22 protein-coding genes are annotated in these 25,700 nt (G+C 67.7%); 17 read left to right on the plus strand and 5 right to left on the minus strand.

Annotated features, from left to right (window positions below):
• Window positions 1–97 precede the first annotated feature (97 nt).
• On the plus strand, window positions 98–1,501 hold the full coding sequence (locus AC1U2B_RS21430) for a purine-cytosine permease family protein (RefSeq protein WP_480218368.1): 1,404 nt from the start codon (window positions 98–100) through the stop codon (window positions 1,499–1,501).
• Window positions 1,502–1,504: 3 nt separating this feature from the next.
• Here the strand turns inward: AC1U2B_RS21430 and AC1U2B_RS21435 are convergent, their stop codons facing one another.
• Window positions 1,505–2,104 (minus strand): helix-turn-helix domain-containing protein, encoded by a 600-nt coding sequence (locus AC1U2B_RS21435; RefSeq protein WP_043987425.1) that lies wholly within the window; start codon window positions 2,102–2,104, stop codon window positions 1,505–1,507.
• 88 nt (window positions 2,105–2,192) lie between these two features.
• Here AC1U2B_RS21435 and speB point away from each other — a divergent pair, with 88 nt between their 5' ends.
• Window positions 2,193–3,173 carry an agmatinase gene (gene speB, locus AC1U2B_RS21440; RefSeq protein WP_318984593.1) on the plus strand — a complete coding sequence of 327 codons (981 nt, stop codon included), beginning with the start codon at window positions 2,193–2,195 and terminating at the stop codon, window positions 3,171–3,173.
• An 8-nt stretch (window positions 3,174–3,181) separates the two neighbouring features.
• Here the strand turns inward: speB and AC1U2B_RS21445 are convergent, their stop codons facing one another.
• Window positions 3,182–3,748: a TetR/AcrR family transcriptional regulator gene (locus AC1U2B_RS21445; RefSeq protein ID WP_418001991.1), complete on the minus strand. Its 567-nt coding sequence runs from the start codon at window positions 3,746–3,748 to the stop codon at window positions 3,182–3,184.
• A gap of 63 nt (window positions 3,749–3,811) precedes the next feature.
• Window positions 3,812–6,643, minus strand: a complete 2,832-nt coding sequence (locus tag AC1U2B_RS21450) for an aconitate hydratase (protein ID WP_480218369.1) — start codon at window positions 6,641–6,643, stop codon at window positions 3,812–3,814.
• Between the two features lie 161 nt (window positions 6,644–6,804).
• Between AC1U2B_RS21450 and AC1U2B_RS21455 the strand changes: the two genes are divergently transcribed.
• The 8 genes from AC1U2B_RS21455 to AC1U2B_RS21490 all read left to right on the plus strand — a co-directional run bounded on the left by AC1U2B_RS21455 (window position 6,805) and on the right by AC1U2B_RS21490 (window position 14,933).
• Window positions 6,805–7,434 carry an Rv1476 family membrane protein gene (locus AC1U2B_RS21455; protein WP_480218370.1) on the plus strand — a complete coding sequence of 210 codons (630 nt, stop codon included), beginning with the start codon at window positions 6,805–6,807 and terminating at the stop codon, window positions 7,432–7,434.
• 237 nt (window positions 7,435–7,671) lie between these two features.
• A complete protein-coding gene (gene ripA, locus AC1U2B_RS21460; protein ID WP_480218371.1) occupies window positions 7,672–9,132 on the plus strand; it encodes an NlpC/P60 family peptidoglycan endopeptidase RipA in 1,461 nt (486 codons plus the stop codon).
• The gene (gene ripB / locus AC1U2B_RS21465) at window positions 9,133–9,867 is read left to right on the plus strand and encodes an NlpC/P60 family peptidoglycan endopeptidase RipB (RefSeq protein WP_377042079.1); all 735 of its coding nucleotides are present in this window, start codon (window positions 9,133–9,135) and stop codon (window positions 9,865–9,867) included. It abuts the gene before it with no gap.
• Window positions 9,868–10,017: 150 nt separating this feature from the next.
• Window positions 10,018–11,166 carry a chaperone MoxR1 gene (gene moxR1 / locus AC1U2B_RS21470; protein ID WP_043396386.1) on the plus strand — a complete coding sequence of 383 codons (1,149 nt, stop codon included), beginning with the start codon at window positions 10,018–10,020 and terminating at the stop codon, window positions 11,164–11,166.
• Window positions 11,163–12,137, plus strand: coding sequence for a DUF58 domain-containing protein (locus tag AC1U2B_RS21475; protein WP_043987431.1), 975 nt, complete (start codon window positions 11,163–11,165; stop codon window positions 12,135–12,137). The genes moxR1 and AC1U2B_RS21475 overlap by 4 nt, the downstream gene beginning before the upstream one ends.
• A gap of 63 nt (window positions 12,138–12,200) precedes the next feature.
• On the plus strand, window positions 12,201–12,965 hold the full coding sequence (fabG1, locus tag AC1U2B_RS21480) for a 3-oxoacyl-ACP reductase FabG1 (RefSeq protein WP_260938904.1): 765 nt from the start codon (window positions 12,201–12,203) through the stop codon (window positions 12,963–12,965).
• Between the two features lie 57 nt (window positions 12,966–13,022).
• Window positions 13,023–13,832, plus strand: a complete 810-nt coding sequence (inhA, locus tag AC1U2B_RS21485) for an NADH-dependent enoyl-ACP reductase InhA (protein ID WP_043396384.1) — start codon at window positions 13,023–13,025, stop codon at window positions 13,830–13,832.
• A gap of 87 nt (window positions 13,833–13,919) precedes the next feature.
• Window positions 13,920–14,933, plus strand: coding sequence for a ferrochelatase (locus tag AC1U2B_RS21490; RefSeq protein ID WP_480218372.1), 1,014 nt, complete (start codon window positions 13,920–13,922; stop codon window positions 14,931–14,933).
• A 7-nt stretch (window positions 14,934–14,940) separates the two neighbouring features.
• Here the strand turns inward: AC1U2B_RS21490 and AC1U2B_RS21495 are convergent, their stop codons facing one another.
• The gene (locus AC1U2B_RS21495) at window positions 14,941–15,777 is read right to left on the minus strand and encodes an Rv1486c family protein (RefSeq protein WP_418001986.1); all 837 of its coding nucleotides are present in this window, start codon (window positions 15,775–15,777) and stop codon (window positions 14,941–14,943) included.
• 59 nt (window positions 15,778–15,836) lie between these two features.
• On the opposite strand from AC1U2B_RS21495, the gene AC1U2B_RS21500 reads away from it, so the two are divergent.
• The 3 genes from AC1U2B_RS21500 to AC1U2B_RS21510 are packed head-to-tail and all read left to right on the plus strand — an operon-like array spanning window position 15,837 to window position 17,872.
• A complete protein-coding gene (locus tag AC1U2B_RS21500) occupies window positions 15,837–16,268 on the plus strand; it encodes an NfeD family protein (RefSeq protein WP_043396381.1) in 432 nt (143 codons plus the stop codon).
• 45 nt (window positions 16,269–16,313) lie between these two features.
• Complete coding sequence (locus tag AC1U2B_RS21505; RefSeq protein ID WP_480218596.1) at window positions 16,314–17,510, plus strand: SPFH domain-containing protein; 1,197 nt, start codon at window positions 16,314–16,316, stop codon at window positions 17,508–17,510.
• Window positions 17,511–17,512: 2 nt separating this feature from the next.
• A complete protein-coding gene (locus AC1U2B_RS21510) occupies window positions 17,513–17,872 on the plus strand; it encodes a DoxX family protein (protein WP_480218373.1) in 360 nt (119 codons plus the stop codon).
• Here the strand turns inward: AC1U2B_RS21510 and AC1U2B_RS21515 are convergent.
• The gene (locus AC1U2B_RS21515; protein ID WP_480218374.1) at window positions 17,865–18,605 is read right to left on the minus strand and encodes a TVP38/TMEM64 family protein; all 741 of its coding nucleotides are present in this window, start codon (window positions 18,603–18,605) and stop codon (window positions 17,865–17,867) included. The two genes, AC1U2B_RS21510 and AC1U2B_RS21515, sit on opposite strands and share 8 nt — an antisense overlap.
• Before the next feature lie 224 nt (window positions 18,606–18,829).
• On the opposite strand from AC1U2B_RS21515, the gene mutA reads away from it, so the two are divergent.
• The 4 genes from mutA to lipL all read left to right on the plus strand — a co-directional run bounded on the left by mutA (window position 18,830) and on the right by lipL (window position 25,632).
• On the plus strand, window positions 18,830–20,677 hold the full coding sequence (gene mutA, locus AC1U2B_RS21520; protein WP_480218375.1) for a methylmalonyl-CoA mutase small subunit: 1,848 nt from the start codon (window positions 18,830–18,832) through the stop codon (window positions 20,675–20,677).
• 2 nt (window positions 20,678–20,679) lie between these two features.
• Window positions 20,680–22,929: a methylmalonyl-CoA mutase gene (gene scpA / locus AC1U2B_RS21525; protein ID WP_480218376.1), complete on the plus strand. Its 2,250-nt coding sequence runs from the start codon at window positions 20,680–20,682 to the stop codon at window positions 22,927–22,929.
• A 75-nt stretch (window positions 22,930–23,004) separates the two neighbouring features.
• The gene (gene meaB, locus AC1U2B_RS21530; RefSeq protein ID WP_043396377.1) at window positions 23,005–23,979 is read left to right on the plus strand and encodes a methylmalonyl Co-A mutase-associated GTPase MeaB; all 975 of its coding nucleotides are present in this window, start codon (window positions 23,005–23,007) and stop codon (window positions 23,977–23,979) included.
• Between the two features lie 360 nt (window positions 23,980–24,339).
• Complete coding sequence (gene lipL, locus AC1U2B_RS21535) at window positions 24,340–25,632, plus strand: esterase/beta-lactamase LipL (RefSeq protein ID WP_480218377.1); 1,293 nt, start codon at window positions 24,340–24,342, stop codon at window positions 25,630–25,632.
• Window positions 25,633–25,700: the final 68 nt, after the last annotated feature.

Below are 25,700 nucleotides of genomic sequence, written 5' to 3' on the forward strand. Positions count from 1 at the left end.
TCAACAGTCGGAGTGACCTAGGAAACAATTGTTGCCTTTGGCGTCCCTGCTGCCTACCCTATGGAGCAGTGATCTGAGCCACATCAAAGGGGATGCCATGGCAGGTGCAATCGAGACCCGGTCCATCGACTGGATTCCGACCCGGGAACGCAAGGGCAAGGTGCACCACCAGGCGCCGTTCTGGTTCACCGGGAACTTCGTGTTGACCACGATGGTCACGGGCTTCCTCGGGCCGGCCAACGGCTTGTCCGCGGGGTGGTCGGTACTGGCCGCGGTCGCGGGCGCTTGCTTCGGGACGCTCTTCATGTGCTTCCACGCCAACCAGGGCCCCACGATGGGCCTGCCGCAGATGATTCAGTCGCGGGCTCAGTTCGGTTCGCGCGGCGCCCTCGTTCCCTTCATCGCCGTCATCTTCGTCTACATCGGCTTCAACGTCTTCAACACGATCCTCGCGACATCGGGCTTCAAGACGGTCTTCCCTGGCCCGAACTGGGTCTGGTACCTCGGACTGATGGTGGCCGCGATCGTCATCGCCGTCGTGGGCTTCGACCTGATGATGGTCGTGCAGCGCTGGCTGACGTACCTGCTGATCATCGTGTTCGGTGTGCTGACGGTGTACGCGTTGTCGACATTGCACCTGAACGCCGCCATCCCCGACGGCGGCAAGTTCTCGCTGACGGTGTTCCTGATGCAGTTCGCCGCGGCGGCCGGCTATCAGATTTCGTACGCGGTCTACGTGTCCGACTACTCGCGGTACCTGCCCGAGAACACCTCGGCCAAGCACGTCATCTGGTGGACCTATCTCGGTGCCGCCGGCTCGTCGGTGTGGCTGATGTCGTTCGGCGCCATCCTGGCGTCCGCGCTGCCGACCCCGGACGCCATCGCGTCGATCCGGACCGTCGGCAACCAATTGCTGCCCGGCTTCGGCACTTTCACGGTCGTGGTGTCGTCGGTGGCGCTGGTGACCATCATGTCGGTCAACGCCTACGGCGCCAGCCTGACCAGCATGAGTGCCCTCGACGCCTTCCGGCCGATCACGCCCACCATTCGGCTGCGGGTGATCGGCATCGCGATCACCTCCTTCATCGCATTCGTCGTCGCGCTGTCGCTGCCCGAGGGCTACCTCGAGTCGTTCAACACCTTCGTGCTGCTGATGCTGTACTTCCTGATCCCGTGGACCGCCGTCAATCTCGTCGACTTCTATTTCGTTCGGCGCGGGCACTATTCGATCGTCGACATCTTCCGACCTGACGGGATCTACGGCCGGTGGTCCTGGCGTGGACTGGCGGCGTACGTCCTCGGCATGGTGTCGATGGTGCCGTTCGTGGCATTGCATTTCTACGAAGGGCCGATCGCCAAACTGCTTGGGGGAGTGGATATCTCGTTCATCGTCGGGCTGGCGGTGTCCGGCCTGGCGTACTACGTCCTGACCCGCGGTGTCGATCTCGGTGGCGAGCACGCCGCGGCCGAGCGCAGCCGCGAGGAGTTGAGTGCCGCGTAGCGGCTATTCAGCCGCCTCGGCCAGGCGCCGATGCGCCAGGGCCGGGGTCAGCACCCACAGCACCTTCGCGCCGGACTGCGCATCGGCGTGGAAGGCGTGGGGACGATCCGCATCGAAGGTCAGTGCGTCGCCCTGGTTGAGCGTGATGCGGCTGCCGTTGCCCTCGATGAAATCGATGTGGAGCCGGCCCTCGATGACCATGGCGAACTCGACCTCGGCGGGCAGGGAGTAGGTGTCGGTCCCGCTGCCGCCGCCGGGCTCGATATCGCTCATCAGGACCTGGAAGCGGCGCTCATTGCTCGGCGTCAGCTGGAACTCGTTCATCTTTGTTCCGCCGAACTCGATGGGCGGGTACTCCCCGGCGCGGACCACCTCGCCGACGGGCGTTTCGTCGAACAGGGAACCGACCTGGAGCTCGAGTGCCTCGCAGATGCGGATGAGCGCGGCGACGGACGCGTTGGACTGGCCGCGTTCGACCTTCGACAGATAGCCCTTGGTGACGCCACTGGCGGCGGCGAGTTCATCGAGGGTCATCCGCTTGGCGCTGCGGGCAGCCTTCAAACGTGCGGCGATCGATAGTTGCGTTGCCGGCGAACCGCCCACAATTTCCTCCTAGGAAACAAAGGTTGACAATAATTCTACTGCCGGAAACAATGAGACCCAAGCCACACGCCACGACTTTGGAGAACCGATGAGCTTCGACCGGTACATCACGACCACCGCGCCCGACGGCCGCGAGATCATCGGCCAGGTCGATGCCAGCCGTTTCCCGCGCTACGCCGAACCGGCCACCTTCGCGCGGGTGCCGCGCCTGGACCAGGTGTCGTCACCCGACGTCACGATCCTCGGCGTCCCGTTCGACTCCGGCGTTTCCTACCGCCCGGGCGCGCGCTTCGGCCCCGGCCACATCCGTGCGGCATCCAAGCTGCTGCGGCCCTACAACCAGGCTCTCGACGTGTCGCCGTTCGCCAACCAGCAGGTCGCCGACGCCGGAGACATCGGGGTCAACCCGTTCAACATCAACGAGGCGATCGAGACCATCGACACCGAGGTGACCGCGCTGCGCAAGGACGGCAGCGCCGTGCTGACGCTGGGCGGCGACCACACGATCGCGCTGCCGATCCTGCGCTCACTGCACCGCGACCACGGCCCCATCGCCGTGCTGCATTTCGACGCCCACCTCGACACCTGGGACACCTACTTCGGTGCCGCCTACACGCACGGCACCCCGTTCCGCCGGGCCAGCGAAGAGGGCCTCATCGACATGGAGCGCTCGCTGCACATGGGTATCCGCGGTCCGCTGTACAGCAAGAAGGACCTCGAGGACGACGCGATCCTGGGCTTCCAGGTCATCCGTTCCGACGACTACCAGGTCGACGGTCTGGCCAGCGTGCGTGAGCGCATGGTGAAGCGGCTGGCCGGCGGCCCTGTGTACGTGTCGGTGGACATCGATGTGCTCGACCCGGCGCACGCGCCCGGGACCGGGACGCCGGAAGCCGGGGGATTGACCTCGCGCGAGCTGCTGCACTCGCTGCGCTCGCTCACCGGCCTCAATGTCGTCGGCGCCGACATCGTCGAGGTCTCGCCGGCCTATGACCATGCCGAGCTGACGGGAATCGCGGCCGCGCACGTCGGCTATGAACTGTTGTCGGTGATGAGCGCCAACCGCTGACTGAGCCGCTAGGACTTGCGGCGCACCGACGCCTCGACGATGTCGAGGACGGCGGTCAGATCCTCGCCGGTCTGACCCGAGGCGAGCCGCGCGATGAGGCCGTCGAGCACCAGGTCGAGATAGATGTGCAGCACTTCGGTGGGCACGTCGTCACGGAGCGTGCCGGCGGCCTTCTTGCGCTCCAGGCGAGCGATGGTGGCCTGGTTGAGTTCCTCGTAGCGCTGCTGCCATTCGGCGCGGAACTCGGCGTCGGTGCGCAGCCGGCGGGCGATCTCCAGCCGGGTGCCCAGCCACTGGTAGTTGTCCGGCTTGGCGAGCATGTTGCGCATGACCTGGACGAGGCCGTCCTTCTCGACGGTCTGCGCCATGCGCTCACCGTCTTCCTCGGCGAGCGCGAAGAACAACGCGTCCTTGTCGCGGAAATGATGGAAGATCGCGCCGCGCGACATCGCGGTGGCTTCTTCGAGCAGCCGCACGGTCGCACCCTCGTACCCGAACTCGGAGAAACAGCGCCGAGCCCCGTCGAGGATTTGCGCTCGGCGGGCGGCGAGGTGATCGTCGCTAACTTTGGGCACGAGGGCTCCTACTGGTGACCGGTTGGGCGGCCCGAAAGGCCGCCCAACCGTGTCAGCCAGCTATCAGGACTCGCTACCCGACCGCAGCATGTTCCGCAGCACGTACTGCAGGATGCCGCCGTTGCGGTAGTAGTCGGCCTCACCGGGCGTGTCGATGCGGACCACGGCGTCGAACTCGACCTTTTCGCCGCTTTCCTTGGTGGCCGTGACGTGCACGGTCTTCGGCGTCTTACCGTTGTTCAGCTCCGTGATGCCCGCGATGTCGAACGTCTCGGTGCCGTTGAGGCCCAAGGACTTCCACGACTCGCCCGCCGGGAACTGCAGCGGGACGACGCCCATGCCGATCAGGTTCGAGCGGTGGATGCGCTCGAACGATTCGACGATGACCGCCTTGACGCCCAGCAGGCTGGTGCCCTTGGCGGCCCAGTCGCGCGAGCTACCCGAGCCGTACTCCTTGCCGCCCAGCACGACCAGCGGAGTGCCGGCCGCCTGGTAGTTCTGCGACGCGTCGTAGATGAACGACTGCGGGCCGCCCTCCTGGGTGAAGTCGCGGGTGTAGCCGCCCTGCGTGCCCTCGAGGCCGATGCCGTCGAGCACGCGGTTCTGGAGGCGGATGTTCGCGAACGTGCCGCGGATCATCACCTCGTGGTTGCCGCGACGGCTGCCCAGCGAGTTGTAGTCCTTGCGGGCCACGCCGTGCGAATCCAGGTACTGCGCGGCCGGGGTGCCGGGCTTGATCGGACCGGCCGGGCTGATGTGGTCGGTGGTCACCGAATCGCCCAGCAGGGCGAGCACTCGGGCGCCCGAGATGTCGGTGACGGGCGCCGGCTCCATCTGTATGCCGTCGAAGTACGGCGCCTTGCGCACGTACGTCGAGTTCTCGTCCCACTCGAACGTGTCGCCCTCGGGGGTCGACAGGTTCTGCCAGCGCTCGTCGCCGGCGAAGATCGTCGAGTACGACTTGCGGAACATGTCCTGGCTGATCGCCGACTTGATGGTGTCGTCGATCTCCTGCGCCGACGGCCAGATGTCCTTGAGGAAGACGTCGTTGCCGTCGCTGTCCTTGCCCAGGGAATCCGTCTCGAAGTCGAAGTCCATGGTGCCGGCAAGCCCGTACGCGATGACCAGCGGCGGCGAGGCCAGGTAGTTCATCTTGACGTCGGGGGAGATGCGTCCCTCGAAGTTGCGGTTACCGGACAGCACCGCGGTGACGGTGAGGTCGTTGTCGTTGATGGCCTTGCTGATCTCGTCGGGCAGCGGGCCGGTGTTGCCGATGCACGTCGTGCAGCCGTAGCCGCCCAGGTAGTAGCCGAGCTTCTCGAGGTACGGCCACAGGCCGGCCTTCTCGTAGTAGTCGGTGACGACCTGAGAGCCGGGGGCCATGTTGGTCTTGACCCAGGGCTTGGTGGTCAGGCCCTTCTCGACGGCGTTGCGCGCGAGCAGTGCCGCGCCGAGCATCACCGACGGGTTCGAGGTGTTGGTGCAGGACGTGATGCCCGCGACCGCGACCGCGCCGTGGTCGAGCACGAACGTGCCCCGCTCGCCGGTCACGGTGATCGGCTTGCTCGGGCGGCCTTCGGCGCCGTTGGCGGCGGACTGGACGTCGACGGCACCGTCGTCGGCGAACGACAGGGCGGCCGAGTCGCTGGCCGGGAACGACTCTTCGACGGCCTCATCGAGGTGCGTGTGCGGAGTGGGCGCAGCAGGGGTGCCGTCGTTGGTGTAGTTGTGGATGTCCTTGCGGAACGCGATTTTGCTCTCCGACAACAGGATTCGGTCCTGCGGGCGCTTCGGGCCGGCGATCGACGGGACCACCGTGGACAGGTCCAGCTCGATGTACTCGGAGAAGGCCGGCTCACGATCGGCGTCGTGCCACATGCCCTGGGCCTTGGCGTAGGCCTCGACCAGCGCGAGCTGCTCGTCGGTGCGGCCGGTGAGGCGCAGGTAGTTGATGGTCTCCCCGTCGATCGGGAAGATCGCAGCGGTGGAACCGAATTCGGGGCTCATGTTGCCCAGCGTCGCGCGGTTCGCGAGCGGCACCTCGGCGACGCCCTTGCCGTAGAACTCGACGAACTTGCCGACGACGCCGTGCTTGCGCAGCATGTCGGTGACGGTCAGCACCACGTCGGTGGCGGTCACGCCGGGCTGGATCTCGCCGGTCAGCTTGAAGCCGACGACGCGCGGGATCAGCATCGAGACGGGCTGGCCCAGCATGGCGGCCTCGGCCTCGATGCCGCCGACGCCCCAGCCCAGCACACCCAGGCCATTCTCCATGGTGGTGTGGCTGTCGGTACCCACACAGGTGTCGGGGTAGGCCTGGCCGTTACGGACCATCACGACGGGCGCCAGGTACTCGATGTTGACCTGGTGCACGATGCCCATGCCCGGGGGGACGACCTTGAAATCGTCGAACGCACCCTGGCCCCAGCGCAGGAACTGGTAGCGCTCGCCGTTGCGCTCGTACTCCAAGTCGACGTTGCGCTCGAGGGCGTCGGCGCGGCCGAAGACATCGAGGATCACCGAGTGGTCGATGACCATGTCGGCGGGAGAGAGCGGATTGACCTTGTTGGGGTCGCCACCCAGGGTGGTGACGGCCTCGCGCATGGTGGCCAGGTCCACGATGCAGGGCACGCCGGTGAAGTCCTGCATGATCACGCGGGCGGGGGTGAACTGGATTTCGGTGTTCGGCTCAGCCGAGGGATCCCAGTTGGCCAGGGCCAGGATGTGATCCTTGGTGATGTTTGCGCCGTCTTCGGTGCGCAGCAGGTTCTCCGCAAGCACCTTGAGGCTGTAGGGAAGCTTCTCGGTCCCCGGCACCGCGTCGAGGCGGAAAATCTCGTAGCTGTTTTCCCCGACAACGAGCGTGTCACGGGCTCCAAATGAATTGCTGCTCACATCAACTCCCGGCTAGATCTCGCCGCGACGGGCTGTGTCAGCGGCGCGTTGCTACCCTAACAGTACGCTTGTCCTATGAGCGCCCAGGGGGTGGCTACAGTCTGGTCGGGTTGTGGGTGTGCCGTCAGGGAGTTCGCCGAAATTCCAGTACCGTTTGCCCCGTGACAACTTTCGCGGCATTCATTCCGCCGGACGTCTGTGCCACGGTCGGGCAGGACCCGGCCAAGACCCCCGTCGACGTCTGCATGGCGACGGTGATCACGCAGGTGCGTGACGGTGGGGTCAGCGCGCCGGGCATCGCGCCCGCCAAGACGCCGGCCACGCCGCAGGAAGCAAAGCCGGCCGCCGAGGCCGCCAAGGAGGCCGCGGCCCTGCGGCAGGTGGTCGCCGACGCCCATGCCAAGGGGATCGACCTCAAGATCGTCGTGCTGCCGACGAGTCCCGGCATCGACACCCCGCTGCGCGACATCGCCGCCGACGTCGGCCATGTGTACCCCGAGTCGACGGTGCTCACGCTCAGCCCTGGCTTCGCCGGCTCGGTCAGTCCGACCTATGACCGGTCGCACTTGGAAGCGGGCCAGGATCTGGCGAAGACGCCGAGTGTCGTGCAGTCGTCGAAGAATTTTGTGAGCCAGCTGGAAACGCCGATTTTTCCGTGGACTTCGTTCACTCTGATCGTCATCCTCGGTGTGGTAGCGGCCGCCGTCGGTACCCGGTTCTTGCAGGTCCGGGCCCGGAAAACGGCCGCCGCGGCCGCTCCGGCGACTGCCGCCGCAACCCCCTCGGAGTAGCTGGGCGCGGTGCGCCGCGAATTCGAATATCACTATTCGGTCACACCTTTTTCAATTACACCGATGTGGTTTGTTACTAACGTTTCATTTGTGCAACCTGTGACGTACGGTGCAGTTGGTACCGCATGTTGCAGTTGTGATGAATTTTGATTTCTGTGACTAACGGAACCGACGGATTGCGCCCGCATATGCCTTTCGCGGGCACCAGCGCGCTGGAGCCATAGGAGACCAGAGTCAATGGGACCCAGAGTCAGGGGACACGGCATTCGCCCCTTTGTCATCGGGCTGGGCTGCCGCGTGGGCACCGGATCGCTCGTGTTCGGTGTGATGACCGCGTCCGTATTCGGTTCCGGCACCGCCTCGGCCCAACCCGGCGGCAGCGAGATCGCCGCCCTGGTCACCGATTTGGCCAACGCCAACCAGAAACTGCAGGACCTCGGCGCCTCCATCCAGACCCGGCAGGAATCGGTCAACAAGGCCATCGCCGACGTGCAGACCGCCCGCGACAACGCCGCGACGGCCCAGCAGGACATCGACGCCAGTCAGAGTGGCCTCAAGGATGCCAACGCCGCGATCGCCGCCGCCCAGTCGCACTTCGACAAGTACGCCGAAGCGGCATACATCAACGGCCCGTCCGCCTCGTACCTGACCGCCACCGATCCCGGCGAGATGATCAACACCGCCGCCACCGGCCAGGCCCTGACCATCAGCTCGCAGGAGGCCATCGCCGACCTGCAGCGCACCCGGACCGAACTGGCCAACCGTGAATCCGCCGCCCGGCTGGCCAAGCAGAAGGCCGACCAAGCCGTCAAAGATGCGCAGACCAGCCAGGACGACGCGGTCAAAGCCCTGACCGATGCCCGGACCACGTTCGCCGACCAGCAGACCCAACTCGATCAGTTGGTCAGCCAGCGGAATGCGGCCCAGGCCAAGCTCGACGCGGTGCGCACGCAGTGGGCGGCCACGACCACCGGGACGACAACCGGGCCCGCCGCCACGTCCGGTGTGCCCGCGGCCGACCCCGGACGGTACGCCGCCAACTGGGACGGCGCCCCTGCAGCCGCCGGCCCCCGCAAGTGGGACGACGGCGGCTGGGACCCGACCCTGCCGAAGCTGCCCAGCGCCAACATTCCCGGTGACCCGATCGCCGTCATCAACAACGTGCTCGGTATGACCGCCACCTCGGCCCAGGTCACTCAGCAGATGGGCCACAGTTTCCTGCAGAAGCTCGGCCTGGTGCCCGCGGAGGTCACGAAGAGCGGCTACACCAATGGCGCCATCCCGCGCGTCTACGGCAAGCAGGCTTCGGAGTACGTGATCAAGCGCGCCATGACGCAGATCGGCGTGCCGTACTCCTGGGGCGGTGGCACCGCGGCCGGCCCGGGCAAGGGCATCGACTCGGGCGCCGGCACCGTCGGCTTCGACTGCTCGGGCCTGATCCTGTACGCCTTCGCGGGTGTCGGCATCAAGCTGCCGCACTACTCCGGCAACCAGTACGAGATGGGCCGCAAGATCCCGACCTCGCAGGCCCGCCGCGGCGACGTCATCTTCTACGGCCCGGGCGGCAGCCAGCACGTCACCCTGTACCTCGGCAACGGGCAGATGCTCGAAGCGCCGTACACCGGCTCAGACGTGCACGTCTCGCCTGTCCGCACCAGCGGCATGACGCCGTACGTGATCCGTTACATCGAATACTGATTGGGTATTGCATTGCAGGGCAAGGAATTTCACCGGAGAGACGTCCTCGCGGGCGTCGGCGCACTGGCGCTGGCGTTCGCGTTCGGCCCTGCGCCGAGTGCGATCGCCGAACCCGACGGCGGCTGGGACCCGACGTTGCCCATGAAAGCCAGCTCCGGCGCCCCCGGTGACCCGGTGGCCATCGCCAACGCCTCGTTCCAGGCCAGTCAGCTCGCCCTGCAGACCACCCAGAACCTCGGCCAGAGTTTCCTGTCCGCCTTGGGCCTTGGTGGCAAGCCGAGCGGCGGTGGCGGCGGGACCGCCACGATGATGCCCGGCGGCCGCGTCGGCGGTAAGCAGGCCATCGAATACGTCATCCGGCGCGGCGGCTCCCAGATGGGCGTCCCGTACTCGTGGGGCGGCGGTACCTTGACCGGTCCCGGACCCGGCGTCGACTACGACGCCGGAAAGATCGGCTACGACTGTTCCGGGTTCACGCGCTACGCCTATGCCGGTGTCGGCGTCCAGATCCCCAAGTACTCGGGCGACCAGTACGACACCGGCCGCGCCATCCCGCCGTCGCAAGCCAAGCGCGGCGATCTCATCTTCTACGGCCCGGGCGGCAGCCAGCACGTGACGATCTACCTCGGCGGCGGCAAGATGCTGGAGGCCTCCGGTAGCGCGGGAAAGGTGACGGTCAGCCCGGTCCGGACGGCCGGCATGTCGCCACACCTGTCCCGCATCATCGAGACCTGATAATCACCTGAGTCCGCCGTGGCAACATCGACGGATACGGGGCCGCCTGGAATAGTTGATTCCGGGTTCGCCGCTATATTGGCGGTTACCTGCTAGACCAGCGACTTTGCGCCGGACAATCGGCCGAATCAAAACGTGGGAGGAAGCTAGATGACGTCACCGAGTGGGCCGCTGGAGGGCGCCGGAGGCTACCCAGGCCCGGCCCCCACACAGGGCTACCCGCCCGGGGCGCACGCCGCACCCACCGCGCAGCAGCCTGGTAGCGGGGCGTTGCAGTCCGAGGTGCACACCCTTGAGCGCGCCATCTTCGAGGTCAAGCGCATCATCGTCGGCCAGGACCAGTTGGTCGAGCGCATGCTGGTCGGCCTGCTGGCCAAGGGCCACGTGCTGCTCGAAGGTGTGCCGGGTGTCGCCAAGACCCTGGCCGTTGAGACCTTCGCCAAGGTGGTCGGCGGTTCGTTCGCCCGTATCCAGTTCACCCCCGACCTGGTGCCCACCGACATCGTCGGTACCCGCATCTACCGGGTCGGCAAGGAAGAGTTCGACATCGAACTCGGCCCAGTGATGGTCAACTTCCTGCTCGCCGACGAGATCAACCGTGCGCCTGCCAAGGTGCAGTCGGCGCTGCTGGAGGTCATGGCCGAGCGCAAGATTTCCATCGGCGGCAAGACCTTCCCGCTGCCCAGCCCGTTCCTCGTCATGGCGACGCAGAACCCCATCGAGCAGGAGGGCGTCTACCAGCTGCCCGAGGCGCAGCGCGACCGCTTCCTGTTCAAGCTCAACGTCGGCTACCCGTCGCCCGAGGAAGAGCGCGAGATCATCTACCGGATGGGAGTCAAGCCGCCGGAGCCCAAGCAGATCCTGACCACCGAGGAACTGCTGCATCTGCAGGACGTGGCCGCCAACAACTTTGTGCACCACGCCCTCGTCGACTACGTCGTGCGCATCGTCACCGCCACGCGTGAGCCCGAGAAGTTCGGCATGCCCGATGCCAAGGCGTGGATCGCGTACGGCGCCTCGCCGCGTGCCTCGCTGGGCATCATCAGCGCCTCCCGTGCGCTGGCGCTGGTGCGCGGCCGCGACTACGTCATCCCGCAGGACGTCGTCGAGGTCATCCCGGACGTGCTGCGGCACCGCCTCGTGCTCACCTACGACGCGCTCGCCGACGAGATCTCCGCCGAGACCGTCGTCAACCGCATCCTGCAGACCGTCGCGCTGCCGCAGGTGAATGCCATTCCGCAGCAAGGACATTCGGTTCCGCCCGTGATGGCCGGCGTAGCTGGGGCCGCAGGTCGGTGACTGAGCCCAGGTCTGATCGTCCGGCTTCGCCGCAGCCAGGCCGCTCCGTCGACCTGCCGTCGTTGCAGCGCGGGCAGATTCGGGATCCCGAACTATCGGCCGCGCTGCGCAAGCTCGAGCTCACTGTCCGGCGCAAGCTGGACGGCGTCCTGCACGGTGACCACCAGGGCCTGATCCCCGGCCCCGGCTCCGAGCCGGGGGAGTCCCGGCTCTACCAGCCCGGCGACGACGTGCGCCGGATGGACTGGTCCGTCACGGCCCGCACCACGCATCCGCACGTGCGGCAGATGATCGCCGACCGGGAGCTGGAGACCTGGCTGGTCGTCGACATGTCGGCGAGCCTGGACTTCGGCACCGCGGGCTGCGAGAAGCGCGATCTGGCGGTCGCCGCGGCGGCCTCCATCGCGTTCCTCAACAGCGGTGGCGGTAACCGGCTCGGTGCGGTCATCTCGAACGGTGACACCATCCGCCGGGTGCCCGCATTGTCGGGCCGGCTGCACGAGCAGGAGCTGCTGCGCGCCATCGCCACCACGCCCAAGGCTCCGGCCGGGGTCCGCGGTGACCTGGCCGTGGCCATCGACGCGCTGCGACGGCCCGAGCGCCGCCGCGGCATGGCGGTGATCATCAGCGACTTCCTGGGACCCATCAACTGGATGCGCCCGCTGCGGGCCATCGCCGGCCGGCACGAGGTCCTCGGCATCGAGGTCATCGACCCGCGCGACGTGGAGCTGCCCGCGATCGGGGACGTGGTGCTGCAGGACGCGGAGTCCGGCATCACCAAGGAATTCACCATCGACGAGCAACTTCGCGACGACTTCGCCCGCGCCGCCCAGGCACACCGCGACGAAGTGGCCCGCACCCTGCGCCGATGCGACGCCCCGCTGCTGACCCTGCGCACCGACCGGGACTGGATCGCGGACGTCGTGAGGTTCGTGGCGAGCCGCCGCCGTGGCGCCATGGCGGCGCGGTAGCTGTCAACAGTTGTCAGCGCGCCGATTTCGGCGAACAAAGGCCGAGACGATAAGTTGACCAGCATGAGTGACACTGTTGCCACCGAGGGTGCCGCCACGTCCGCACCCGGCCGTCCGGCCTTCGTTTCCCGTTCCGTGCTGGTCACCGGTGGTAACCGGGGCATCGGCCTGGCCATCGCGCAGCGCCTGGCCGCCGACGGCCACAAGGTTGCCGTGACCCACCGCGGTTCCGGTGCCCCCGAGGGGCTGTTCGGCGTCGTGTGCGACGTCACCGATACCGAGGCCGTCGACCGCGCTTTCAAAGAGGTCGAGGAGCACCAGGGTCCGGTCGAGGTGCTGGTGTCCAACGCCGGTATCTCCAAGGACGCGTTCCTGATGCGCATGACCGAGGAGCGGTTCACCGAGGTCATCAACGCCAACCTGACCGGCGCGTTCCGGGTCACCCAGCGCGCGTCACGCAGCATGCAGCGCAAGCGCTTCGGCCGCATCATCTACATCGGCTCGGTCTCGGGCATGTGGGGCATCGGCAACCAGGCCAACTACGCGGCCGCCAAGGCCGGCCTGATCGGCATGGCCCGCTCGATCTCCCGTGAGCTCTCCAAGGCGGGCGTCACCGCCAACGTCGTCGCCCCCGGGTACATCGACACCGAGATGACGCGCGCCCTGGACGAGCGCATCCAGGAAGGCGCGCTGGAGTTCATCCCGGCCAAGCGCGTCGGCACCGCCGAGGACGTTGCCGGTGCCGTCAGCTTCCTGGCGTCCGAGGATGCCGGCTACATCGCCGGTGCGGTGATCCCGGTCGACGGCGGCATGGGCATGGGTCACTGACCCACCGGGCTCAACTCAAAACCCTTTGGCTTACCAGAACTTAAAGGAGTCAGAACAATGGCAGGTTTGCTCGAAGGCAAGCGCATCCTGGTCACCGGGATCATCACCGATTCGTCCATCGCGTTCCACATCGCGAAGGTCGCCCAGGAGCAGGGCGCCGAGCTGGTGCTCACCGGCTTCGACCGGATGAAGCTCATCCAGCGCATCGCCGACCGGCTGCCGAACCCGGCGCCGCTGCTGGAACTCGACGTGCAGAACACCGAGCATCTGGCTTCGCTCGGCGAGCGCGTCACCGAGGTGATCGGCGAGGGCAACAAGCTCGACGGCGTCGTGCACTCCATCGGCTTCATGCCGCAGAGCGGCATGGGCATCAACCCGTTCTTCGACGCGCCCTACGAGGACATCGCCAAGGGCATCCACATCTCGGCGTACTCCTACGCCTCGCTGGCCAATGCGCTGCTGCCGATCATGAACGAAGGCGGCGGCATCGTCGGCATGGACTTCGACCCGACCCGCGCCATGCCCGCCTACAACTGGATGACGGTCGCCAAGAGCGCCCTCGAGTCGGTCAACCGGTTCGTCGCGCGTGAGGCCGGCAAGTTCGGCGTGCGGTCCAATCTCGTTGCGGCAGGCCCCATCCGGACCCTGGCCATGAGCGCCATCGTCGGTGGCGCGCTGGGCGACGAGGCCGGTGCCCAGATGCAGCTGCTCGAAGAGGGCTGGGACCAGCGGGCACCGATCGGCTGGAACATGAAGGACCCGACGCCGGTCGCCAAGACCGTCTGTGCGCTGCTGTCCGAATGGTTGCCCGCCACCACCGGATCGATCATCTACGCCGACGGTGGCGCCAGCACCCAGCTGATGTGATCTGAATTGTTTTCCGCCGAAACGGCGTTCCGGCAGGTGTGCTCTCCTGCTGGAACGCCGTTTCGCGTCTGAGGAGGGGCCAAACACGTGGACTTTGACGCACTGCTGCTGCTGTCGTTCGGTGGGCCCGACGGTCCCGACGACGTCCGTCCGTTCCTGGAGAACGTGACGCGGGGGCGTGGGGTGCCGCCGGAGCGCCTGGACGCCGTCGCCGAGCACTACATGCATTTCGGGGGAGCGTCGCCGATCAACGGCATCAACCGGGCGTTGATCTCCCAGCTCGAGGCGGCAATGCCGGAGCTGCCGGTGTACTTCGGCAACCGCAACTGGGATCCGTACATCGAAGACACGGTGGCCGCCATGCGGGACAACGGGATTCGTCGCGCGGCGGTATTCACGACGTCCGCCTGGGGCGGTTACTCGAGCTGCCGGCAGTACGTCGAGGACATCGCGCGCGGCCGCGCCGCGGCCGGGGCGCAGGCGCCGGAATTGGTGAAGCTGCGCCAGTACTTCGACCACCCGCTGTTCGTCGAGATGTTCGCCGAAGCCATCGGGGCAGCCGCCGCGCAGCTGCCCGCCGAGCTGCGTGACGACGCGCGGCTGGTGTTCACCGCGCACTCCATTCCCGTCGGCGCCGACGAGCGGCACGGCCCTCGGCTGTACAGCCGGCAGGTCGGCTACGCCACTCGGCTGGTCGCCGCGGCCGCCGGGTACGACGACTACGACCAGGTGTGGCAGTCCCGGTCCGGTCCGCCGCAAATCCCTTGGCTGGAACCGGATATCGGCGATCACCTGGCAACGCTGGCGGCCGCCGGCACCAAGGCCGTCATCGTCTGTCCCATCGGCTTCGTCGCCGACCACATCGAGGTGGTGTGGGACCTCGACAACGAGCTCGCCGAACAGGCCGCCGAGTCTGGAATCACGATGGTGCGCACCGGAACTCCTGGCGCTGACCCGCGGTTCGCCCGGTTGGCGGCGTCCCTGGTCGAGGAACTGCGGACGGGCGCGGCGCCGCAGCGGGTCGATGGTCCGGACCCGGTGCCCGGCTACGGCTGCAGCGTCGACGGCGCACCCTGCTCACTGCGCTGCTGCGGCGACTGACGCGTCCCTAGCGCTCCCAGGCCGAATGCAGGATGGCCGTCACGGCGGCCAGTCGAGCGGACCGCACGACGTCGGCCAGCGGCCGCATGGCCTCGCTGGCGATCTGCATCTCCGAGGCGCTCTGCAGGCCGATGGGCGCCAGCCCGGCGCTGACGGTGATGATCGCGTCGATGTGGGCCGCGGTCTCCAGCACCCGCACGGCGCGGGTCGGGGCATGGTCCGGCAGCCGGTGCAGCTGGCCGGCTTCGAGTAGCTGCTCGACCATCTCGCGCGGATCGTCGATGTCCGAACCGGGTTCGGCCCGCAACCGGCTGAGGGCGTCGGCCGCCGACCGGACCGCGTCGCGCAGCCGGAACTCCTCGTCACCGAGGTCGAAATGACCGATGACCGGCGCGCTCGGCAGCGAGTACACCGTCCAGGACAGCGCCTTGACCTCGGCGTCGTCGGTGTCGTCCTCGTATTCGAAGTCGGGGACCAGGCCGACGGCCTCGCCGTAGTTCGAGGTGACCACGATGGCTTCGCCCACGTCGACGGCGTCCTGCTGGAACTGGGTGCCGGGAGTCAGGCCACGGACATCGCCGGGTACGGGCAGTACCAGGTTCAGTGCCGGCTCGGCGCGGGCGGCACCGGCCGCGTGTCGCAGCGTCTGCAGCAACGTGACGCCGCCGTAGTTGGTCAGGTCCGGCCACGGCAGGCCGGTCCGGCTGGCCGCCACGGCGTCGTAGGCGGCGATGGAATGCCTTGGCGCCCACGGCGATAACGCATCCAGGACATCATCGGGCGCGGCCAGGCCGGCATGCCAGGCGTTGGCCCACACCGTCAGCGAAATACTCGGACACCACATGATGCACGCAGTGTAAAACGCTCCGGCCCGTAACGCCTGCAAGGCGCTACTCTGGTCGCATGCCGGTGCCGTTGCTGTGGCTCATCGTGGCGATCGGGCTTGCCGGTGCCGAAGCGCTCACTGGTGACATGTTCCTGCTCATGCTGTCCGGCGGCGCCCTGGCGACCGCCGGTCTGAGCTGGGCCACCGACTGGCCGATCTGGGCCGACGGCGCCTGTTTCCTCATCGTGTCGGTGCTGCTGCTGGTCTTGGTCCGCCCGTCGCTGCGCAAGCGGCTGGGTGCCGCGGGCCTGCCCGAGCCGGTAAAAGCCTTGGAAGGCAAGACCGCCCTGGTGCTGGAACGCGTGGCGCGCCATGAAGGACAGGTAAAACTCGACGGCGAAATCTGGACGGCGCGTCCGATGGCCGACGACGATGTCTTCGAGCCCGGCGATCACGTCACCGTGATGCGGATCGACGGCGCGACCGCGGTGGTCTACCGGACCATCTGAACGCAAGGGGAGCTGAAATTGACTGGTGCACTTGTTCTTCTGCTGATGCTGGTGGCGCTGGCCATCGTGGTGGTGGTCAAATCGGTGGCGCTCATCCCGCAGGCCGAGGCCGCCGTCATCGAGCGGCTGGGCCGCTACAGCAAGACCGTCTCGGGGCAGCTGACGCTGCTGCTGCCGTTCGTCGACAAAATCCGGGCCCGGGTGGACCTGCGTGAGCGGGTCGTGTCGTTCCCGCCGCAGCCGGTGATCACCGAGGACAACCTGACGGTCAACATCGACACCGTCGTCTACTTCCAGGTCACCAGTCCGCAGGCCGCGGTGTACCAGATCAGCAACTACATCGTCGGCGTCGAGCAGCTGACCACCACGACGCTGCGCAACGTCGTCGGCGGTATGACGCTGGAGCAGACGCTGACCTCTCGCGACTCGATCAACGCCCAGCTGCGCGGCGTGCTCGACGAGGCCACCGGCCGGTGGGGCCTGCGGGTCGCCCGGGTGGAGCTGCGCAGCATCGATCCGCCGCCGTCGATCCAGGAGTCGATGGAGAAGCAGATGCGGGCCGACCGGGAGAAGCGCGCCATGATCCTGATGGCGGAAGGCAGCCGGGAGGCGTCGATCAAGCAGGCGGAGGGCGCCAAGCAATCGCAGATCCTGTCGGCCGAAGGTGCCAAGCAGGCCGCGATCCTGGCCGCTGAGGCGGACCGGCAGTCCCGGATCCTGCGGGCCCAGGGTGAACGGGCCGCCCAGTACCTGAACGCCCAGGGCCAGGCGAAGGCCATCGAGAAGACGTTCGCGGCCATCAAGGCGGGCCGGCCCACGCCGGAGCTGCTGGCCTACCAATACCTGCAGACGCTGCCGCAGATGGCCAAGGGCGAGGCCAACAAGGTGTGGGTGGTGCCCAGCGACTTCGGTTCTGCGCTACAGGGTTTCACCAAGATGCTCGGGGCGCCGGGGGAGGACGGGGTGTTCCGCTACACGCCGTCGCCGGTGGAGGAGAACCTGCCCAAGGCCGACGACGACGCCGACGAGGTCGCCGACTGGTTCAACACCCAGACCGACCCGGAGATCGCCAGGGCGGTGGCCAAGGCCGAAGCCGAGGCGCGTGCCTCGGTGCAGCAGCCGGGCTACAGCGCCCCGCCGCCGCTGCCTGCGCCGCCGGTGCCGCCGGCACCCCCGACCCAGCCGCTCGAGGCGCGTCAAACCCCTGAGATCGACCCGCCCGCCGGGCAACACGCGAGGTGACCATGAGTGTGCTGACGTCCCCGAAGACCTACACGGCGCTGGCGCTGCTGCAGGCAGGTGACGCGGCGGCCTGTGCCGTCCCCATCGCGCCGATCGAGAAGGCCCTGGCCGGGGTGAACTTCCCGCTGGAGTACCGGTGGATTCTGGTCGGGTCCAAGGCGGCATCGGCCGTGGGTCTGCTTGCCGTGGGGCGCAATCCCGCGCTGGCCCGGCTGACCACCGCGATGCTCGCGCTGTACTTCACGCTGGCGGTCACCGCGCACATCAAGGCGCATGACAAGCCCCAGAACGCGGCACCCGCCGTGCTGTTCCTGGCGCTGTTCACCGCGATGACGGCGAAAGGCCCGGACGCGGCTAGCTAGTGCTACCGGAGGTCGAGACCGCGCCGGGCGCGACCGATGCGGCGTGTGCCCGGCGATGCAGCCGAATCTCGTAGATCAGCCCCGAGATCCCGATGGTCGCGGTGCAGGCCGATACGACCAGCAGAGACGGCCGAATCTGCCCGGTGAGGGCGTCGCCGAGGATGACGACCGCCGCGGTGCCGGGCAGCAGCCCGAAGAACGTCGCGATCGCGTACGGCACGACCCGGACCGACGAGGCGCCGGCCGCATAGTTGAGCACCGAGAACGGTACGGCCGGGATCATGCGCATCGACAGGATCGCCGCCCAGCCGCGTTCCTTGAGCCGGGCGTCGAGGCTGTCGATGTGCTGGTGCGAGAGCTTGCTCAACTGCCAGCCCAGCACCCGAACCAGCCAGAGCGCGATCAGTGCGCTGAGCGTGCTGGCGATGACGGCCAGCGTGACGCCGAGTGCGGAACCGAACAGCAGGCCCGCCGCGAGGGTGAATGCGGTGCGGGGGAACGGCAGCACCGTGACGACGGTGTGGGCCACCAGGAACGCCAGCGGGAACCACGGGCCGGCCGCGGCAGCCCAGTCGCGCATCTCCACCGCGCTGGGCAACGGCACCCAGATGGCGATTGCGACGAGAATCACAATCGCCGTTCCGATGCCGACGGCCCGTCGCAGCGGCATCTGCGCCGCAGTCGTCTGCACCGCAGACAGGACCGTGCGCAGCGCGCTGACAACGGGGTTCACGCTTTCCAAGGGTACGGGGCCATCGTCGATCGCTGACGTCAGGCGCGTGTCCACGGGATGGGCCGCGGCACCAGCCTCCACCGGCGCCGAAGATGCGGACAGTCGGTGCGCGGTGGAGCTACTGGGTAGTAGCGACCTGCGTGATTTAGCCTGAAAGTCAAGTGTGATAGGCATTTCTGCATGCAGTGCCATATATCCGATGGCCGAAAGATTGGGAGTCGCCGGTGACTGTCGACGTGTCCACCGTTCGGGACCGCTACGCGCGGTGGCAGACGAACGTCGCCGGCGTGCTCGCCAAGAGCACGCGGAAGGCTGTCGAGGATCTGCCGGCCGATCCCGAGCGCTTGCTCGATTCGCCGACGTACGACGGATTCCCGGTCCGTCCCCTCTACACCAGCCTGGACGGTCTGGCCGAGCCCTCGCTGCCCGGGCACTGGCCGTTCACCCGCGGCGGTGACGCCCACCGCGACGTGCTCGCCGGCTGGAAGGTGGCCGAGTCCTTCCCCATCGCCAGCGATGTCGATGTCGCTGACGTCCGCATCGTCAACGGCGCCATCCTGCTCGCCCTCACCGACGGCACCAGCGCCCTCGAGGTGCGGGTCGGCACCGGCGGCGTCCCCGTCGACCAGCTGGACCGCGTGTTCGAGGGCGTCTTCCTGGACCTCGTCCCGGTGATCCTCGATGCCGGCACCCACGTAGCAGGCGCCGCGGATCAGCTGCTCACCCTGGTACAGCCGTTCGACGCCGACCAGCGCGCCCGGCTGTCGATCGACCTGGGCGCCGACCCGCTGACGGCGCCGCTGTCAGGCCGCACCGCCGCGACCGAGACCGACGTCGTCGCCACCGCGGCGAAGCTGACCGAGTACGCCGGGGGAGTGCGTGCCGTCACGGTCGACGCCGCCGCCCTGCACAACCTCGGCGCGAGCGCCTCGCTGGAGCTGGCGGGTGCCATCGCCGCCGGTGTCGCCTACCTGCGCCTGCTCACCGAGAGCGGACTGTCCGTCGCTGATGCGTTGCGGCAGATCAGCTTCCGATTCGCCGCCGACGACGACCAGTTCGCCACCATCGCCAAACTCCGTGCGGCCCGCCGACTTTGGGCGCGTGTGGCCGAGGTGGCCGGCGCCCCCGACGCGGGTGCCGCGACCATCCACGCCGTCACGTCGAAGGCCATGATGTCGCAGCGCGACCCGTGGGTGAACATGCTGCGCACCACTCTCGCCGCGTTCGCCGCCGGCGTGGGCGGCGCGGACACCGTGCTGGTCGAGACGTTCGATGCCGCCATCGACGGCGGATTGCCCGGTACCGCAGTCACTTTCAGCCGTCGTATGGCCCGCAACACCCAGCTGTTGCTGCTGGAGGAGTCGCACCTGGGCCGGGTCATCGACCCGTCGGGCGGCTCGTGGTTCGTGGAGGACCTCACCGATCAGCTGGCGCAGCAGGCCTGGGCGAAGTTCCAGGAGCTGGAGTCGCGCGGCGGTTTTGCCGCGGCCCGCGATCACCTGAGCGCCCAGATCGCCGAGGTCGCGGCCCGTCGCGCCGACGACATCGCGCACCGGCGCACCGCCCTCACCGGCGTCAACGAGTTCCCGAACCTCGAGGAAAACCCACTGGCGCAGACTGATTCGTTCCCGGGCGTGGTCCGGTACGCGGCGGCCTTCGAGGCGCTGCGCAACCGCTCCGATGCCTACCTGGCCAAGACCGGCAAGCGGCCGCAGGCAGTGCTGCTGCCCGTCGGGCCGCTGGCCGAGCACAACATCCGCACCACGTTCGCCTCGAACCTGCTGGCTTCCGGTGGTATCGAGGTCGTCAACCCGGGCACGGTCGATGCCGCGGGGGTCTTCGCGGTGGCAGACGGCCATGCCGCGGCCGTGGTCTGTGGCACCGACGCCCGGTATGCCGAGGAGGCCGGTGGCGTCGTCAAGGCCGCCCGGGCGGCCGGCATCACGCACATCTATCTCGCCGGTCCGGAGAAGGCGGTGGCCGATGCCGCCGACCAGCCTGACGAGTACCTGACCATGAAAATCGATGCCGTCGAAGCGCTTTCGACCCTGCTCACCCGATTGGGGGCATGACCATGACCGCAACTGAGGCCACCGCCATCGGCAGTTTCGCCGATGTTCCGCTGCAGGGTGAGGCCGCGACCGTCCCCACCGCCGACGCCGTCGGCACCCACGTTGCCGACGCGGCCCAGGCCCACGGTTACACCGCCGAGCAGCTCACCTGGTCGACCCCGGAGGGCATCGACGTCAAGCCGGTGTACATCGCCGAAGACCGTGATGCCGTGTCCGCGGCGGGCTACCCGCTGGACAGCTTCCCGGGCACCCCGCCGTTCATCCGCGGGCCGTACCCGACCATGTACGTGAACCAGCCGTGGACCATCCGTCAGTACGCCGGATTCTCCACCGCCGCCGAGTCCAACGCGTTCTACCGCCGCAACCTGGCCGCCGGCCAGAAGGGCCTGTCGGTCGCGTTCGACCTCGCCACCCACCGGGGCTACGACTCGGACCACCCGCGCGTCCAGGGCGACGTCGGAATGGCCGGTGTGGCAATCGATTCCATCCTCGACATGCGCCAGCTGTTCGACGGCATCGATCTGGGCAGCGTGTCGGTCTCGATGACGATGAACGGCGCGGTGCTGCCGATCCTCGCGCTCTACGTCGTCGCCGCCGAGGAACAGGGCGTGCCGCCGGAGAAGCTGGCCGGGACCATCCAGAACGACATCCTCAAAGAGTTCATGGTCCGCAACACCTACATCTATCCGCCCAAATCGTCGATGCGGATCATCTCGGACATCTTCGGCTACACCAGCACCAAGATGCCGAAGTTCAACTCGATCTCGATCTCGGGTTACCACATCCAAGAGGCCGGTGCCACAGCGGATTTGGAGCTGGCCTACACGCTGGCCGACGGCGTCGAGTACATCAAGGCCGGGCTCGACGCGGGCCTGGACATCGACAAGTTCGCGCCGCGGCTGTCCTTCTTCTGGGGCATCGGCATGAACTTCTTCATGGAGGTGGCCAAGCTGCGTGCCGGCCGTCTGCTGTGGAGCGAGCTGGTCGCCGAGTTCAGCCCCAAGAGCGACAAGTCGCTGTCGCTGCGCACCCACTCGCAGACCTCCGGCTGGTCGCTGACGGCGCAGGACCCGTTCAACAACGTGGCCCGTACCTGTATCGAGGCCATGGCCGCCACCCAGGGCCACACGCAGTCGCTGCACACCAACGCCCTGGACGAGGCGCTGGCGCTGCCCACCGACTTCTCGGCCCGCATCGCACGTAACACCCAGCTGCTGCTGCAGCAGGAGTCGGGCACCACGCGGCCCATCGACCCGTGGGGTGGTTCGTATTACGTCGAGTGGCTGACCCACCAGCTCGCGGAGAAGGCCCGCGCCCACATCACGGAGGTCGCCGAGCACGGCGGCATGGCGCAGGCCATTGGTGAGGGCATTCCGAAGCTGCGCATCGAAGAAGCCGCCGCGCGGACCCAGGCCCGGATCGACTCCGGCGCCCAGACGGTGATCGGCGTCAACAAGTACCAGGTGGACGAGGACCAGGAGATCGAGGTCCTCAAGGTCGAGAACAGCCGGGTGCGTGCCGAGCAGCTCGCCAAGCTCGAGCAGCTGCGGGCCGACCGTGACGAGGCCGCCACGCAGGCCGCACTGGCCGAATTGACCCGTGCCGCAGGCGAATCCGGCCATGCCGGTGACGACGGCCTGGGCAACAACCTGATGGCGCTGGCCATCAACGCGGCCCGCGCCAAGGCCACCGTCGGTGAGATTTCCGACGCGCTGGAGAAGGTGTACGGCCGGCACCAGGCCGAGATCCGGACCATCGCCGGCGTCTACCGCGACGAGGTGGGGAAGGCCGGAAACGTGAGCACCGCAACCGAATTGGTCGAGAAGTTTGCCGAGGCCGACGGCCGTCGGCCCCGCATCCTGGTGGCCAAGATGGGCCAGGACGGCCACGACCGCGGCCAGAAGGTGATCGCCACCGCGTTCGCCGACATCGGCTTCGACGTGGACGTCGGCTCGCTGTTCTCCACGCCCGACGAGGTGGCGCGGCAGGCGGCGGACAACGACGTGCACGTGGTCGGGGTGTCCTCGCTGGCGGCTGGTCACCTCACGCTGGTGCCCGCGCTGCGCGACGCACTGGCCGAGGTGGGGCGTCCGGACATCATGATCGTGGTCGGCGGCGTCATCCCGCCGGGCGACTTCGACGAGCTGTACGAGGCGGGCGCCGCGGCGATCTTCCCGCCCGGCACGGTGATCGCCGACGCCGCGATCGGCCTCTTGGGCAAGCTCGCCGACCGGCTGGGTTACCAGCTCTGATGCGCCGAAACGGCATTCCAGCAGGCTGCTACTCGCACTTTTCCTGCTGGAATACCGTTTCGTCGTGACACGACGATGACCACACCAATACCTGAACTCGCAGCCAGGATCCGGGCCGGCGATCGAGCGGCGCTGGCGCGCGCCATCACCCTGGTCGAGTCCACCCGGGCCGACCACCGTGATGCCGCGCAGCAGCTGCTGCTCGAGCTCACACCGGAGGCAGGCCGGGCCCTGCACGTCGGCATCACCGGGGTGCCCGGGGTGGGGAAGTCGACGACGATCGAAGCGCTCGGCATGCACTTGATCGAGCAGGGGCACCGCGTCGCGGTGCTGGCGGTCGACCCGTCGTCGACCCGCACCGGCGGTTCGATCCTCGGTGACAAAACCCGGATGGCGCAGCTGGCGGTGCAGCCGGAGGCGTACATCCGGCCGTCGCCGACGTCGGGCACGCTCGGCGGGGTGGCCAAGGCCACCCGCGAGACCATCGTGCTGCTGGAGGCGGCCGGTTACGACGTCGTGCTGGTCGAGACCGTCGGCGTCGGGCAGTCCGAGGTGACGGTGGCCAACATGGTCGACACCTTCGTCTTCCTGACCCTGGCCCGCACCGGTGATCAGCTGCAGGGCATCAAGAAGGGCGTCCTGGAGCTCGCCGATGTCATCGTGGTCAACAAGGCCGATGGTGAGCACGCCATCGAGGCCCAGGCCGCCGCGCGTGAACTCGCCGGGGCGATCCGGCTGATCTACCCGCGCGACACCCTGTGGCGGCCGCCGGTGCTGACCATGAGCGCGTTGCACCGCGACGGCCTGGCCGCGATGTGGGACACCGTGCTCAAACATCGTGAAATCCTCAGTGCGGCAGGCGAATTCGACGCTCGTCGGCGGGCTCAGCAGGTCGACTGGACCTGGACGATGGTGCGGGACACCGTGCTGGACCGGGTGTTGTCGAATGCTGCCGTCAAGGCCCATCGCGACGAGGTGGAACGCCAGGTGCGCGACGGTGAGCTGACGCCCGCGTTGGCGGCGCAGCGCATCATCGACCTCGCGAACTGATCGGGCCGCGTCCGGTTCGAGATTGCCGGTGGGGCCTGTCGGCGCAATATCGGGAACGGGCCCGAGGTGTTTTCGGGTAGCGCGCTGGCGAAACCAATTTCGAGTTGGTTCAGCTGCCGCACAGGTGTGCCGCAGAAAATGCGGCCCGCGCCGGCTGGCTATCAAAACTCTGTGTGATCAATACCCTGTGAGCACGGTAATCTGCGGATCGATAGGTGGTCTCGCAACGAGTTACGCGCGCGTAATTGCGATCTTGAAGTGGCTTTACCGGCGTAGCGGAACCTGTGTATCCAGACTATTTAGCTAACAGATTGATAACGTCGGAGATGATCCGAGGCAGGCGCAGGTCATTATTTGGTAATGACCAACGCAATTCGCCGGGAGCGCAACGTAGCGCCTCTCCGGTCCGCCGGCGGGCCTCTTCCGCAGGGCGTTCAAGGTGCCGCTGACCCGAATTTCGCGAGTGTGGTGCGGGCCTTTTCTGCCATGTTCCCCAGCCGCTATCTGGGCGGTGGCGCCCTGTCGGTGTACCTCGACGGCGTTCCCGTCGTCGATGTGTGGACCGGCTGGGCAGACCGGTGGGGTACGCAACCGTGGGAGGCGGACACCGGTGCCATGGTCTTCTCGGCGACGAAGGGGTTGGCTTCGACCGTCATCCACCGACTGGCCGACCGGGGCCTGATCGCCTACGACGCGCCGGTCGCCGACTACTGGCCGGCCTTCGCGGCCAACGGCAAGGCCGGCGTGACGGTGCGGGAGCTCATGCGGCACCGCGCGGGACTGTCGCAGTTGAACGGTGCCACGCGGGACGAGCTGATGGATCACCGCCACATGGAGCGGCGGTTGGCGGCAGCTCCGATGAGCTGGATGAAGGGGCGTCCGGCCTACCACGCCATCACCTACGGCTGGCTGTTGTCGGGCCTGGCCCGGGCAGTGACCGGCCTGGGCATGAGGGATCTGTTCCGCACCGAGCTGGCCGAGCCGCTCGGCGTCGACGGTCTGCACCTGGGGCGCCCGTCGGGCCACGCGCCGACGCGGCCCGCGCAGATCATCGGCCCGCAGTTCCGTATCCGCAATCCGCTGTTCGACGCGGTGGCGCCGCATGTGGCGAAGTTGCCGTTCTCGGGTGGCTTCGGCTCGATGTACTTCACCGGCATGCGGTCGATGGCGCAAGGGGACATACCGCTGTTGGATTCCGAGATGCCGGGCGCCAACGGGGTGGCCACGGCGCGATCGCTGGGCCGCCTGTACGGGGCGATCGCCAACGGCGGCCAGATCGACGGCCAGCGCTTCCTGTCCGCGGGCACTGTGGCGCAACTGCGGGGCACCGGCAGTGTGTTTCCCGACCTTGGCCTCGGTCTGCCGATGGACTTCAACCTGGGGTATCACGGCGTGCCGTTCCCGGGCATCCTGCCGGGCTTCGGACACGTGGGTCTGGGAGGGTCGCTGGGCTGGGCAGACCCCGATCGGGGCCTGGCTTACGGCTTCGTGCACAACCGGCTGTTGACGCCCCTGATGGTTGCCGATCAGGCCGGTTTCGTGGCGCTCGGGGCAATGGTGCGACACGGGGTCGCGCAGGCCCGCAGCAACGGTTTCTGTCGAGTGACGGAGTTCGGTGCGCCCTATGCCGATCCGGCCCCGGTTGCGGGCTGACGGAGTTTGCGCGCGCGAGATATGCGGCCGCATCGGAAGCGATGCGGACCGCCCTCAGCATGGCACTT

The sequence above is a fragment of the Mycolicibacterium sp. P4_G11 genome, assembly GCF_056555145.1.

What these genes read in the sequence shown, in the direction of transcription:
- AC1U2B_RS21430 (WP_480218368.1), top strand. Translation starts at nt 98, where the DNA reads ATGGCAGGTGCAATCGAGACCCGGTCCATCGACTGGATTCCGACCCGG.
- speB (WP_318984593.1), top strand. Translation starts at nt 2,193, where the DNA reads ATGAGCTTCGACCGGTACATCACGACCACCGCGCCCGACGGCCGCGAG.
- ripA (WP_480218371.1), top strand. Translation starts at nt 7,672, where the DNA reads ATGGGACCCAGAGTCAGGGGACACGGCATTCGCCCCTTTGTCATCGGG.
- moxR1 (WP_043396386.1), top strand. Translation starts at nt 10,018, where the DNA reads ATGACGTCACCGAGTGGGCCGCTGGAGGGCGCCGGAGGCTACCCAGGC.
- fabG1 (WP_260938904.1), top strand. Translation starts at nt 12,201, where the DNA reads ATGAGTGACACTGTTGCCACCGAGGGTGCCGCCACGTCCGCACCCGGC.
- inhA (WP_043396384.1), top strand. Translation starts at nt 13,023, where the DNA reads ATGGCAGGTTTGCTCGAAGGCAAGCGCATCCTGGTCACCGGGATCATC.
- AC1U2B_RS21495 (WP_418001986.1), bottom strand. Translation starts at nt 15,777, where the DNA reads ATGTGGTGTCCGAGTATTTCGCTGACGGTGTGGGCCAACGCCTGGCAT.
- AC1U2B_RS21500 (WP_043396381.1), top strand. Translation starts at nt 15,837, where the DNA reads ATGCCGGTGCCGTTGCTGTGGCTCATCGTGGCGATCGGGCTTGCCGGT.
- AC1U2B_RS21505 (WP_480218596.1), top strand. Translation starts at nt 16,314, where the DNA reads ATGCTGGTGGCGCTGGCCATCGTGGTGGTGGTCAAATCGGTGGCGCTC.
- AC1U2B_RS21510 (WP_480218373.1), top strand. Translation starts at nt 17,513, where the DNA reads ATGAGTGTGCTGACGTCCCCGAAGACCTACACGGCGCTGGCGCTGCTG.
- scpA (WP_480218376.1), top strand. Translation starts at nt 20,680, where the DNA reads ATGACCGCAACTGAGGCCACCGCCATCGGCAGTTTCGCCGATGTTCCG.
- meaB (WP_043396377.1), top strand. Translation starts at nt 23,005, where the DNA reads ATGACCACACCAATACCTGAACTCGCAGCCAGGATCCGGGCCGGCGAT.
- lipL (WP_480218377.1), top strand. Translation starts at nt 24,340, where the DNA reads ATGACCAACGCAATTCGCCGGGAGCGCAACGTAGCGCCTCTCCGGTCC.